The following is a 12,187-nucleotide window of genomic DNA, read 5'->3' as shown; positions in this document are numbered from 1 at the left end:
CCCCTCAGAACCAGCACGTCAGCGGCACACGGGTAAGACACGAGAGCAGGACAGCGGGACCATGAGAAGGATCGCGGTGATCGGCGCCGGGCAGGCGGGCGCCCAACTCGCCCTGGGACTCCAGGCGCACGGCTACGACGTCACCCTGGTCACCGACCGCGGCCCCGACGAGATACGTCGCGGCCCGGTCATGTCCAGCCAGTGCATGTTCGACACCGCGCTCCAGAGCGAGCGGGAACTCGGCCTGCACCACTGGGAGGACCGGGCCCCGGACATCACCGGCATCGCGCTCTCTCTCGTGGGCCCGCACGGCGCCCCGGAGGTCTCCTGGCGGGCGCCGCTGGAGGGGCCCGCCCACTCCGTCGACCAGCGGGTCAAGTGCGCCGCCTGGCTGGAGCAGTTCGCGAAGGACGGCCGCGGCGAGCTCGTGCTGCACGAGGCGGGGGTCGGCGACCTCGAGTGGTACGCCCGCACGCACGATCTCGTCGTGGTCTCCACCGGCAAGGCGGAGCTGAGCCACCTCTTCCCGCGCAACGCCGAGCTCTCCCCGTACGACCGGCCGCGCCGCGCGGCGGCCCTGACGTACGTCACGGGCACGGCGCCGCGGGAGGAGGCCGAGGGCGAGGCCTCCGTCCACTACCGCATGGTCCCCGGCGTCGGCGAGTACTTCTCCTTCCCCGCGCTCACCACCACCGGGCCCTGCGAGATCATGGTCTTCGAGGGCGTCCCCGGCGGCCCGATGGACTGCTGGGACGACATCGTCACCCCCGAGGCCCACCTCGCCCGCTCGCTGGAGATCCTCCACCGGTTCTTCCCCGACGAGTACGAGCGCTGCCGGCACGCCCGGCTCACCGACAGCGGCGGCGTGCTGCGCGGCCGGATCACCCCGACCGTCCGGCACCCCGTCGCCCGCCTCGCCTCCGGCCGGCACGTCCTCGGCATGGCCGACGCCGTCGTCCTCAACGACCCGATCACCGGCCAGGGTTCGAACAACGCGGCCCAGGCCGCGTCCCACTACCTCGACAGCATCCTGCGCCACGGCACCGCCGAGTTCACCCCGCAGTGGATGCAGCGCACCTTCGACAACTTCTGGCGCGGCTGGGCCCAGTGGGCGGTCGGCTGGACCAACTCCCTCCTGACCGACCTGCGCCCGCACCACCGCGAACTGCTGTCCGCGGCGGCCGAGATCCCCGCGGTCGCCGCCGCCCTCGCCGCGGGTTTCGACGACCCACGCACGCTCTACCGCTGGTGGTTCGAGGAGGCCGAAGCGCACCGCTTCCTCGCCGAGAAGCGCGACCGGCACGCCACCCGCTTCGACGGCCGCGAACTGCGCCGCGCGCTCGGTCAGTACGCGACCGGGGTGACAGTGGTGACAGCCCGCGCGCCCGACGGCCGGGCCGTCGGCATGACGGCGAACTCCTTCACCTCCGTCTCCCTGGACCCGCCCCTCGTCCTGTGGTGCCCCGGCAAGAACGCCCCGAGCCTCCCGGACTTCACCGACGCCTCGCACTTCGCCGTCCACGTCCTGGCCGCCGACCAGCACCATCTCTCCCGCCAGTTCGCCACCCCGGCCGAGGACAAGTTCCTCGGCATCCCCACCACCCCGGGCATCGCCGGCACTCCCCTGCTGGACGGCGCCGTCGCCCGCTTCCAGTGCCGCACCGTCCAGCGCCTGGAGGCCGGCGACCACATCGTCTTCCTCGGCGAGGTGGAGCAGTACGAGTCCGGCGGCGGCGCCCCTCTGGTGTTCCACTCGGGGTACTACCACGTGGCGACGAAGCACCCGGATCTGTGAGCGGGCCCCTCGGGGCGAGCGCCGGGCCGGTGGCCGTGCGGCGTACGCTCCGGGCATGACCGTTTTCGACGCAGTAGAGATCGACCGCCTCCTGGGCGGTCCCGCCGAGCTGTCCCAGTACGCGGGACAGGCCGTCCTCATCGTGAACGTCGCGTCCAAGTGCGGCCTCACCCCGCAGTACACCGCTCTCGAGCAGCTCCAGGAGCGGTACGCGAAGCGCGGCTTCACGGTGCTCGGCGTGCCGTGCAACCAGTTCATGGGGCAGGAGCCGGGCAACGCCGACGAGATCGCGGAGTTCTGTTCCGCCACGTACGGCGTGACGTTCCCGATGACGGAGAAGGTCGACGTCAACGGCCCCGAGCGGCACGCCCTGTACGCGCGGCTCACCGAGGCCGCGGACGCCGAGGGCCACAGCGGGGACATCCGCTGGAACTTCGAGAAGTTCCTCGTGGGGCGGTCCGGTGAGGTCGTCGCGCGGTTCTCGCCGCAGACGCTGCCGGACGCGCCGGAGGTCGTGACCGCGATCGAGAAGGAACTCGCGGCCGGCTGACCGGGCGGGCCACGGGCCCACCGTCCCGGATGCTCAGGGCGTCCGGGAGGCCTACGAGGACGGGTGCGGGGCGCGGCCGGTCAGCGGGATGTGGGCGACCGGCCGCCAGCCCATCGACGTCAGCTCCACCACGTGCAGCCGGGCGACCCGCGCGGTGATCGGCAGCCGCCGGGCCGCGCGCCGCTCGATCTCGTCGGCGACGCCGGGCTCCGGGCCCAGCGCCACGGTCAGATGGGCCCGCGGATCCGGGCCGAACCGGCCTCCGTACGGGACCTGTCCCGGGTAGGCGGCACGCAGGGCGCCGGCGATCGGGCCCAGTTCCGGCACCGGGACGCCGACGAATCCGTCGGCCCGCTCGATCCGGGTCAGGTCCACCGTGACGGGCCCCGTCGGCGACAGCACCCCGCTCAACCGCTCCAGACCGTCGTCACCGATCCGCCCCGCCGGGAGCCAGGGATAGAGCAGCGCGACGTGTGCGGGAACGCCCGCCCGCACCACCCGCTCGTCCACCGACGCCGCGACCTCCAGCAGCACGTCCGCCTCCGGCACCAGCGCCAGCACCGCCGTCGTCCCCGTCTCGGGCATCACGCTCTCCTCCCGGCCGCCCGCAGGATCCCACACGCCCTAGGGGCGCAGCCGCACCGGGAGCCTGCGCACGCTGTTCCCCACGAACGAGGCGTGGCGCGGGAGTTCGGGCTCGGGTACGGCCAGGTCCAGGTCCGGGTACCGGGTGAAGAGCTGCCGGAGTGCCGTGGTCGCCTCCATGCGGGCGAGCGGCGCTCCCATGCAGAAGTGCGGGCCGTGGCCGAGGGACAGGTGCCGGGCCGCGCCGCGGGTGAGGTCGAAGCGGTCGGCGTCGGGTCCGTGTGCGGAGGGATCGCGGCCCGCCGCCGAGTACCCGGCGAGGACCGGGGTCCCCCGGGGGATCGTCGTCCCGCCGAGCTCCAGGTCACGGGTCGGGTAGCGGAACGGGAAGTAGCTGACGGGGCTGTCCCAGCGCAGCGTCTCCTCGACCACGTCCTCCCACGTCGCGCTCCCGTCCCGTACGAGGGCGAGCTGTTCGCGGTGGGTGCACAGGGCGCGTACCGCGTTGGTGATCAGGTTCAGTGTCGTCTCGTGCCCGGCGATGATGATCAGCATCAGCGTGCCGAGCAGTTCGTGGGGGCCGAGCCGGTCGCCGTCCTCCTCGCGGGCCGCGATCAGCGCGCTGGTGAGATCGTCGCCGGGATCGGCGGCGCGGGCCGCGGCCACCCGGCCCAGCACCTCCACCATCTCGCGGTTGGCCGCCACGACGGCCTCGGGGCCGATGTCGGTGGCGACGATCTGGCTGGAGAGGTGGTGCAGGCGGTCCTGGTGCTCGGCGTCGACGCCGAGCAGTTCGCAGATGACGCCCATGGGGAGCGGCAGGGCGAAGTGCCGCCGGAGGTCCGCCACTCCGCCCCCGTCCGCCGCGGCCTCGAGTCCGTCGAGCAGTTCGCGCGTCAGCTCCTCCACCCGCGGGCGGAGCCCGGCCACCCGGCGGGCGGTGAAGGCCCGGCCGACCAGGGAGCGCAGCCGGCGGTGGTCGGCACCGTCGGCCGTGGTCATCCCCTGCACGGTGGCGAAGGTGCGCAGCGGCCAGCCGTCAGGGATCCGGCCCTCCCGCAGCGCGGCGAAGTGGACCGCGTCCTTCGCGACGTCGGGGTGGGCGAGGAACTCCTTGAGCGCGTCGTGACCGAGCACGGCCATGGCCGGCACGTCGCCGGGCAGGGTCACCGCGGCGACGGCACCGGCGGCGAGCAACCGGGCGTTGTCGGCGTGCGGACAGCCGCCCGCCGGATCCAACCGGTGCGCCTCTTCCGGCACGCTCCCCTGTGTACGCGTCTGTGCAGTCAACGGTGCCCTCCCCCTCAGGCGGCCCGTCCGGCCGTGTGCCGCACATCGTAGAGGTACGGCAACGGGAGTCCACCCGGGCGGTATTGACGCGCGTAGCGCCGTTCCGCCACTGTCGGTACCCCAGGCTCCCTCCCTCTGGAGGCATCGTGCTCAGACGCCCGCTCCGCGCCCTGCTCACGCTTGTCATGCTCGGATCATTGGCCACCTTCGGTACGGCGGTCACCGCCGGCACCGCGCACGCCGACACCTGCTACACCTGGAACCGCACCCTCAGCGAGGGCAGCAGCGGCGAGGACGTCCGCCAGCTGCAGATCCGCGTCGCCGGACACCCCGGATACGGCGGAGTCCTCACGGTGGACGGGCAGTTCGGCCCCGCCACGAAGGCCGCGGTCACCCGGTTCCAGCAGGCGTACGGCCTGTCCGCCGACGGCGTCGCGGGAACCCAGACCTTCAGCAAGATCTACGCGCTCCAGGACGGCGACTGCACCCCCATCCACTTCACGTACGCGGAGATGAACCGCTGCAACTCCGACTGGTCCGGCGGCGCCGTCTCCGCGGCGGCGGCGAAGGCCAACGCGCTCCAGCAGATGTGGAAACTGGAGGCCCTGCGGCACGCCCTCGGCGACCGCTCCCTGAACACGAGCAGCGGCTTCCGCTCCTACTCCTGCAACAGTGCGGTCGGCGGCGCCGCCGGCAGCAACCATCTCTACGGCCGCGCCATCGACCTCGTCGGCACCCCGACGTTCTGCGAGATCGTCAAGCAGGCCAGGTACCACGGCTTCAACGAGATCCTCGGCCCGGGCTACCCCGGCCACAGCGACCACGCCCACCTCGGCACCCAGAGCTCCCGCTACTGGTCGGCCTCCTCCTGCGGCATCTAGAGCCTCTCGTCCGGCTCAGGCCGGGCCCGCGGGGCGCGCTCACGCCCGCCCCGCCTCACCCCAGAAAACTCAACCGGACCTGGCGGTCGGGGTTGTCCTTGTTCGTGTCGACCAGGCACACCGACTGCCACGTCCCGAGCTCCAGCTGCCCTCCGATCACCGGGAGCGTCGCGTGGGGCGGGACGAAGGCCGGGAGGACGTGGTCGCGGCCGTGGCCGGGGGTGCCGTGGCGGTGCTGCCAGCGGTCGTCGGCCGGGAGCAGGGTGTGCAGGGCGGCCAGGAGGTCGTCGTCGCTGCCGGCGCCGGTCTCGATCACGGCGATGCCCGCCGTGGCGTGCGGGACGAAGAGGTTGAGCAGGCCGTCGCGGCCGTCGGCGACCACGCGGAGGAACGCCTCGCAGTCGCGGGTGAGGTCGACGACCCGTTCCGTGGCGCCGGTGGTGACGTGCAGGACGTGCGTGGAGAAGGCTTCGGGCATGGGGTCATTGTGGCCGATTCGGGGCGCCCGGGCACGGCAGCGCGTCCACGGGACGATCGCACGGGTCCACGGTCTGAGACGCCGTTGACCGTGCGCCGACGAACTGGCTACGTTCTGCTGCATGTTGCGTTCAGCCCTTCTCACCACGCGCGGTCACATCGACCTGCTGCGGGTGGCTTCCGCCGCGTGTCGACGCGGCCGCTGACGCCCTTCTCGCACCCCCGGTCCCCCTCGTCGCCCTGATTCCCGCCTGATCCCTGCCGGCCGCCCGTGCCGGGGTCTGTCGCGTGGGTCCGCCACGGGGCCACTTCACGTCTTCCTCATCCGCCACAGCCGTGCGCGGTGCTCGCCGACGCGCGCCCGCCGCCGCGCCGTGGCGCCCTTCCGCCTGCCATGGAGTGCCATGAGCATCAGCCATGCCCCACCCACGCCCGTCGCGAGCGATATATCCGTCAAGTCGGACGGCGGAGACGCCGGGAGTGCCGCCCCAGGTGCTCCCGGACCCGAGCTCGTGCCGCTCCTCGCCGCCTCGACCCGGCGCACCCGCGTGCCCCGCTGGCTGCGCCGCAGCTCGGGTCCGCTCCTTCTTCTCGCGCTGTGGCAACTGCTCAGCTCCACCGGCGTGTTGACGCCGGAGGTGCTGGCCTCGCCCGGGACCATCGCGCGGGTCGGTGGTGATCTGATCGCCGACGGGTCGCTGCCGAACGCCATGGGGGTGTCGCTTCAGCGCGTGGCGCTCGGGCTGCTCTTCGGGCTCGTCGTCGGCGTCGGACTGGCTCTGACGTCCGGGCTGTTCCGCGTCGGTGAGGATCTCGTCGACGCCAGCGTCCAGATGCTGCGGACGGTGCCGTTCGTCGGTCTGATCCCCCTGTTCATCATCTGGTTCGGGATCGGCGAGGCCCCGAAGGTCGCGATCATCACCCTGGGCGTCTCGTTCCCGCTGTACCTGAACGTGTACGCCGGAATCCGCGGTGTCGACGCCCAACTCATCGAGGCGGGCGAGTCGTTGGGCCTCAGCCGCTGGGGCCTCGTACGGCATGTCGTGCTGCCGGGGGCGCTGCCCGGCGCCATGACCGGGCTGCGCTTCTCGCTCGGTGTCTCCTGGCTCGCGCTGGTCTTCGCGGAGCAGGTCAACGCGGACTCCGGCATCGGCTTCCTGATGGTGCAGGCGCGGGACTTCCTGCGCACCGACGTCATCGTCGTGTGCCTCGTCGTCTACGCGTTCCTCGGCCTGCTCGCCGACTTCGTCGTCCGTACCCTCGAAAGGCTGCTGCTGCAATGGCGACCGACGTTCACCGGCCGTTGACCGGACCCGAATCCACCCGCTCCGACTCCGCCCGTCCCGACTCCGCCGGCGTCGCGGTGCGGGTCGCCGGACTCACCCGGTCCTTCGACGGGCGGGCCGTGATCGACAACCTGCGACTCGACGTCCGGCCCGGCGAGTTCGTCGCGCTGCTGGGCCGCAGCGGCTGCGGCAAGTCGACACTGCTGCGCATCCTCGCGGGGCTTGACCGGGACATCGAGGGCACCGTCCTCGTCCCGCGCCGCAAGGCCGTCGCGTTCCAGGCGCCCCGGCTCATGCCCTGGAAGCGAGTGTGGCGCAACGTCCTGCTCGGGCTGCCCGGAGCGCCTCGACGTGCCGACGCGGAACGGGCGTTGGAGGAGGTCGGGCTCGGGCACCGGGTCGACGCCTGGCCCAAGACCCTGTCCGGCGGCGAGGCCCAGCGCGCCTCGCTGGCCCGCTCCCTGGTCCGCGAGCCCGATCTGCTGCTGCTCGACGAACCGTTCGGAGCGCTCGACGCGCTGACCCGGATCAAGGCGCAGCGACTGGTCGGCGAGCTGTGGCAGCGGCGGGGCTGCGCCGTCCTGCTCGTCACGCACGACGTGGAGGAGGCCGTGCTCCTCGCCGACCGCGTTCTCGTGATGGACGGCGGCGTCATCGCGCACGAGACCCGGGTCGATCTGGCGCGGCCGCGGGACGTCACGGATCCGCGCTTCGCGGAACTGCGCGGCGAACTGCTGCGCCGGCTCGGTGTGGACGACCACGACGCCCCCGTTCCCGCGGATCCCGGCAGCGGCGACCCCGAGGCCTCCGCCGCCTGACGCACCCGCACCCACACCTTCCCCTCTCCCTCCCCTCCCCCTCACCGTCACCCCGGAACGGAACCCGTCATGAAACGCCCCCTACTGCTCCCCGCCGTGCTCGCTCCCCTCGCGCTCGCCCTCTCCGCCTGCTCCGGCGCCTCCTCCGCCAGTACGTCGACCGTCGGCTCCGGCGGCGGCACGGACGGGAAGGGGGCACTGACCCTCAACGTCGGTGACCAGAAGGGAGGTTCGGAGGCGGTGCTGCGGGCCGCCGGTGAGCTGGACGATCTGGACTACAAGATCCGCTGGTCCACCTTCACCTCGGGACCACCCCTCCTGGAGGCCGTGAACGCCAAGGCCGTCGACATCGGCGGCGTCGGCAACACCCCACCGGTCTTCGCCGCCGGCGCCGGCTCGAAGATCAAGGTCGTGGCGGCCAGTCACGGCACCGCGTCCGGCGACACCGTGCTCGTACCGAACGACTCCGCGCTCAAGGACCCCGCCCAGCTCAAGGGCCGCTCGGTCGCCGTGGCGCAGGGCTCCTCGGCGCACTACAACCTGGTCGCGACCCTGCGGAAGGCGGGACTCGATCTGAAGGACGTCAAGGTCAAGTACCTTCAGCCGGCCGACGCCCTGGCCGCGTTCACCGCCGGGAAGGTCGACGCGTGGGCGGTGTGGGACCCGTACACCTCGCAGGTGCTGCGGGCGAAGCAGGGGCGGGTGCTCAGCGACGGGAACGGGCTCTCGAACGGGCTCGGCTTCCAGGTCGCCGCCCCCCACGCGCTCGGCGACAAGAAGAAGTCGGCGGCGATCAAGGACTACCTCGACCGGCTGCACCGTGCCCAGGATTGGGTGTTCAAGCACCCCGAGGCGTGGGCGAAGGTGTGGGCGAAGGACACCGGGCTGCCGTATGAGGTGGCGCTCGACGCGGTGAAGCGGACGAACGGCACCCGCGTGACCGTCGCCGTCGACCAGGGCGCGATCGACTCGGAGCAGAAGATCGCCGACACGTTCACCCAGCTGAAGCTCATCCCGCGCAAGGTCGACTTCGGCGCGTTCGTCGACCGGCGGTTCAACGGCGACCTTCCGCCCTCCACCACCGCCCCGCGCGCCTACGGCAAGGAGTCCTGAGCCATGACCGTTCACCTGCACTGGTTCCTGCCGACCGGCGGCGACGGCCGCAGCCTCGTGGACCGGCACGCCTTCAGCGGCGGGGCGCTGCCGCGTACGCCGGGCGGGGCGATCGCCGGGGTGCGCACCCCGGATCTCGACTATCTGATCCAGATCGCCAAGGCCGCCGAGCATCTCGGGTTCGAGGCGGTGCTCACGCCGACCGGGACGTGGTGCGAGGACGCCTGGCTGACCACGGTCGCGCTCGCCCAGCACACCGCACGGCTGAAGTTCCTGGTGGCGTTCCGGCCGGGCGTGATCTCTCCGACGCTCGCGGCGCAGATGGCGTCGACCTACCAACGGCTCACGCAGGGGCGGCTGTTGCTGAACGTCGTCACGGGCGGGGACTCGGCCGAGCAGCGCCGCTTCGGTGATCATCTCGACCACGACCGGCGCTATGCGCGCACCGACGAGTTCCTGTCCGTGGTGCGGGGCGTGTGGGGCGGCGAGCCCTTCGACTTCGCCGGGGAGCACTATCGGATCGACGGCGGGTTCACGGCACTGCCGCCCGACCCGCTGCCGGAGATCTTCTTCGGGGGTTCGTCGGCGGCGGCCGGGCCGGTGGCGGCGCGGCACACGGATGTCTATCTGACCTGGGGCGAGCCGCCGGAGCAGGTGAAGGAGAAGATCGACTGGATCCGCTCGCTGGCGGAGCGGGAGGGGCGGACCGTCCGGTTCGGGATCCGGCTGCACACGATCTCGCGCGACTCCTCGCGCGAGGCGTGGGCGACCGCGGACCGGCTGCTCGACGATCTCGACACGGACACCGTCGCCGCCGCGCAGGCCGCGCTCGGGCGCAGCGAGTCCGTCGGGCAGCAGCGGATGCTCGCCCTGCACGGCGGCCGGCGCGAGGGTCTCGAGATCGCGCCGAACCTGTGGGCCGGGGTCGGCCTGGTGCGCGGCGGCGCGGGGACCGCGCTGGTCGGCAGCCACGCGGAGGTCGCCGACCGGATCGAGGAGTACCACGCGCTCGGCGTGGAGCACTTCGTGCTGTCGGGGTATCCGCATCTGGAGGAGGCGTACTGGTTCGGCGAGGGGGTCATTCCCGAGCTGGCGGCACGCGGCCTGACCGCGGGGGCGGACGTGGGTGCGGGTGCGGGTGCTCGTGGCGCGGCTCCGTTGCTGGTCGCGCGCGGGCGCTGAGGCGCGGGTCGGAGCCGGGAAGATCTCGCACTCCGACGGAGTTAGTAGAAACGTGAACGAAATCGGGGTACGAGAAGGCGCCGCGGCGGCGGATCCGCGGCCGGTCGACGTGGTGGTCATCGGCGCCGGCCAGGCCGGGCTCTCCGCCGCCCACCACCTGCGCCGGGCGGGTCTGGAACCGGAGCGGGACTTCATCGTCCTGGACCACGCGCCGCATCCGGGCGGCGCGTGGCAGTTCCGCTGGCCCTCCCTCACGTACGGCAAGGTGCACGGGATGCACGCGCTGCCCGGCATGGAGCTGACCGGCGCCGATCCGGACCGGCCGTCGTCGGAGGTGATCGCCGAGTACTTCGACCGGTACGAGCAGGCCTTCGACCTGCGGGTGCGCCGCCCGGTCGACGTGCACCGGGTGCGCGAGGGCGACGGCGGGCGGCTGCTCGTCGAGACCTCCGCCGGTACGTGGTCCACGCGCGCGCTCATCAACGCCACGGGCACCTGGGACCGGCCGTTCTGGCCGCGCTACCCGGGCCAGGAGACCTTCCGGGGGCGCCAGTTGCACACCGCGCAGTACCCGGGGCCCGAGGAGTTCGCCGGGCAGCGGGTCGTGGTGGTCGGGGGCGGCGCCTCGGGCACCCAGCACCTGATGGAAATCGCCCCGTACGCGGCGTCGACGACCTGGGTGACCCGCCGGCCGCCCGTCTACCGCGAGGGCCCCTTCGACGAGAACCGGGGCCGGGCCGCGGTGGCCCTGGTCGAGGAGCGGGTCCGCCAGGGGCTCGCCCCGCTCAGCGTGGTCTCCGTGACCGGGCTCCCCGTGAACGACGCGATCCGCGAGGCCCGCGCGAACGGCGTCCTGGACCGGCTGCCCATGTTCGACCGCATCACCGAGACCGGTGTGGCCTGGGACGACGGGCGCGAGATCGAGGCCGACGTCATCCTGTGGGCCACCGGGTTCCGGGCCGCCGTCGACCATCTCGCGCCGCTGCGACTGCGCGAGCCGGGCGGCGGGATCCGCATGGAGGGCACCCGCGCCGCCCTCGACCCCCGGGTACATCTGGTGGGGTACGGCCCGTCGGCGAGCACGATCGGCGCGAACCGCGCGGGGCGGGCCGCCGTACGGGACATCCAGCGCCTGCTCGCGCGGGACGCCGTGGTGGTCGACTGAGGCGCGGGACGCCCCGGGGGCCCGGGACAGCCTGATCCGGCCGCCCGGATCAGCCCTGCTGCTGCGGCTGCTGCGATTGCTGCGGCTGCGGGGGCTGGACCGACTACTGAGCGGACTGTTGCGGAGACTGCTTCGACTTCCCCTTGTCCGCTCCCGCCTGGTGCTTGTTGAACTCCTCGACGTTCTTCCGCTGCTCCTCGTAGTTCGCCGTGAAGCGCGTGTCGCCCGGCTTCACCGTGACGAAGTAGACCCAGTCGCCCTGCGCCGGATTCATCGCCGCCTTCATGGCCTGCTCCCCCGGATTGCCGATCGGCGACGGCGGCAGCCCGGTGCGCGCGTACGTGTTGTACGGGCTGTCGGACTTCATGTCCTGCTCGCTGGTCTTCAGGGTGGAGCGGCCGAGCCCGTAGTTGAGGGCGGAGTCCATCTGCAGCGGCATACCGCGGTCGAGCCGGTTGTAGATGACGCGGGCGACCTTCGCCATGTCCGCCGGGTTGTCCGCCTCGGCCTCGATGATGCTGGCGACGGTGACGGTCTGGTACAGGTTCATCGCGTTCGGATCCGCGCCGGCGGTGGGCTGCTTCGCCTTGAACTTCTGGTTGGCCGTGTCGACCATGTACGCCAGTACGGACTGCGGTGTCGACTTGTCGTTCAGGGGATACGTCGCCGGGAAGAGGTAGCCCTCCGGATTGCCCCGGGCGTCGCCCGGCAGCTTGAGGCCCGCCTGCGGCACGGCCTTCTTCGTCGTCCCGACCGGCACGCCGAGGGCCTTGTCCACGGCGTCGTAGATCTGCCCGGAGCGCCAGCCCTCCGGAATCATCAGGGCCTCGGGCCGCCCCTGGTCCTCGCCGGACATCACCAGCGGAACCGCGACGGCGGTGGCCGCCACGACGGCCCCGGACGCCAGCAGCGCGATACGGCCCCTGCGCGTGAGTCGGACGGTCTTCCGTCGCGGAATCTCGTTCAGCATGCCGGAACGGTAACCCGCAGATCGGGGCATTCCTGGCATATCTTCATGTCGGATGCCCGCAACGACCCCGAGTGG

General features: G+C 72.4%; 13 protein-coding genes. 9 read left to right on the top strand and 4 right to left on the bottom strand.

Features of this window, described 5'->3' with window-relative positions; genetic code table 11:
• Positions 1 to 61: 61 nt before the first annotated feature.
• A complete protein-coding gene (locus tag ACIBTU_RS23265) occupies positions 62 to 1,795 on the top strand; it encodes a flavin reductase (RefSeq protein WP_399128271.1) in 1,734 nt (577 codons plus the stop codon).
• Between the two features lie 55 nt (positions 1,796 to 1,850).
• Positions 1,851 to 2,345 carry a glutathione peroxidase gene (locus ACIBTU_RS23260; RefSeq protein WP_399128269.1) on the top strand — a complete coding sequence of 165 codons (495 nt, stop codon included), beginning with the start codon at positions 1,851 to 1,853 and terminating at the stop codon, positions 2,343 to 2,345.
• A 51-nt stretch (positions 2,346 to 2,396) separates the two neighbouring features.
• On the opposite strand, the gene ACIBTU_RS23255 is transcribed toward ACIBTU_RS23260, so the two are convergent.
• Both ACIBTU_RS23255 and ACIBTU_RS23250 read right to left on the bottom strand, forming a co-directional pair.
• Positions 2,397 to 2,930, bottom strand: a complete 534-nt coding sequence (locus ACIBTU_RS23255) for a 2'-5' RNA ligase family protein (RefSeq protein ID WP_399128268.1) — start codon at positions 2,928 to 2,930, stop codon at positions 2,397 to 2,399.
• A gap of 39 nt (positions 2,931 to 2,969) precedes the next feature.
• Positions 2,970 to 4,190: a cytochrome P450 gene (locus ACIBTU_RS23250; RefSeq protein WP_399128267.1), complete on the bottom strand. Its 1,221-nt coding sequence runs from the start codon at positions 4,188 to 4,190 to the stop codon at positions 2,970 to 2,972.
• Positions 4,191 to 4,366: 176 nt separating this feature from the next.
• Between ACIBTU_RS23250 and ACIBTU_RS23245 the strand changes: the two genes are divergently transcribed.
• A complete protein-coding gene (locus ACIBTU_RS23245; protein ID WP_399128266.1) occupies positions 4,367 to 5,101 on the top strand; it encodes a D-Ala-D-Ala carboxypeptidase family metallohydrolase in 735 nt (244 codons plus the stop codon).
• Between the two features lie 55 nt (positions 5,102 to 5,156).
• Here ACIBTU_RS23245 and ACIBTU_RS23240 read toward each other — a convergent pair whose 3' ends face one another.
• A complete protein-coding gene (locus ACIBTU_RS23240) occupies positions 5,157 to 5,579 on the bottom strand; it encodes a YjbQ family protein (protein WP_399128265.1) in 423 nt (140 codons plus the stop codon).
• A gap of 121 nt (positions 5,580 to 5,700) precedes the next feature.
• Here ACIBTU_RS23240 and ACIBTU_RS23235 point away from each other — a divergent pair, with 121 nt between their 5' ends.
• From ACIBTU_RS23235 to ACIBTU_RS23210, 6 genes are all read left to right on the top strand, one after another.
• Entirely contained in the window at positions 5,701 to 5,784 is an 84-nt protein-coding gene (locus ACIBTU_RS23235) for a putative leader peptide (RefSeq protein ID WP_313884353.1), read from the top strand.
• Positions 5,785 to 5,982: 198 nt separating this feature from the next.
• The gene (locus ACIBTU_RS23230; RefSeq protein ID WP_399128264.1) at positions 5,983 to 6,885 is read left to right on the top strand and encodes an ABC transporter permease; all 903 of its coding nucleotides are present in this window, start codon (positions 5,983 to 5,985) and stop codon (positions 6,883 to 6,885) included.
• The gene (locus ACIBTU_RS23225) at positions 6,858 to 7,682 is read left to right on the top strand and encodes an ABC transporter ATP-binding protein (protein WP_399128263.1); all 825 of its coding nucleotides are present in this window, start codon (positions 6,858 to 6,860) and stop codon (positions 7,680 to 7,682) included. The genes ACIBTU_RS23230 and ACIBTU_RS23225 overlap by 28 nt, the downstream gene beginning before the upstream one ends.
• A gap of 69 nt (positions 7,683 to 7,751) precedes the next feature.
• Positions 7,752 to 8,795: an ABC transporter substrate-binding protein gene (locus ACIBTU_RS23220; RefSeq protein WP_399128262.1), complete on the top strand. Its 1,044-nt coding sequence runs from the start codon at positions 7,752 to 7,754 to the stop codon at positions 8,793 to 8,795.
• Between the two features lie 3 nt (positions 8,796 to 8,798).
• Positions 8,799 to 9,977 carry an LLM class flavin-dependent oxidoreductase gene (locus tag ACIBTU_RS23215; RefSeq protein WP_399128261.1) on the top strand — a complete coding sequence of 393 codons (1,179 nt, stop codon included), beginning with the start codon at positions 8,799 to 8,801 and terminating at the stop codon, positions 9,975 to 9,977.
• Between the two features lie 52 nt (positions 9,978 to 10,029).
• On the top strand, positions 10,030 to 11,142 hold the full coding sequence (locus ACIBTU_RS23210; RefSeq protein ID WP_399128260.1) for an NAD(P)-binding domain-containing protein: 1,113 nt from the start codon (positions 10,030 to 10,032) through the stop codon (positions 11,140 to 11,142).
• A gap of 103 nt (positions 11,143 to 11,245) precedes the next feature.
• Here ACIBTU_RS23210 and mltG read toward each other — a convergent pair whose 3' ends face one another.
• A complete protein-coding gene (gene mltG / locus ACIBTU_RS23205) occupies positions 11,246 to 12,112 on the bottom strand; it encodes an endolytic transglycosylase MltG (RefSeq protein WP_399128259.1) in 867 nt (288 codons plus the stop codon).
• Positions 12,113 to 12,187: the final 75 nt, after the last annotated feature.

The sequence above is a fragment of the Streptomyces sp. NPDC050145 genome, from assembly GCF_044460245.1.
Classification (GTDB): domain Bacteria; phylum Actinomycetota; class Actinomycetes; order Streptomycetales; family Streptomycetaceae; genus Streptomyces.
This window is presented reverse-complemented; position numbering and strand designations above follow the sequence as displayed.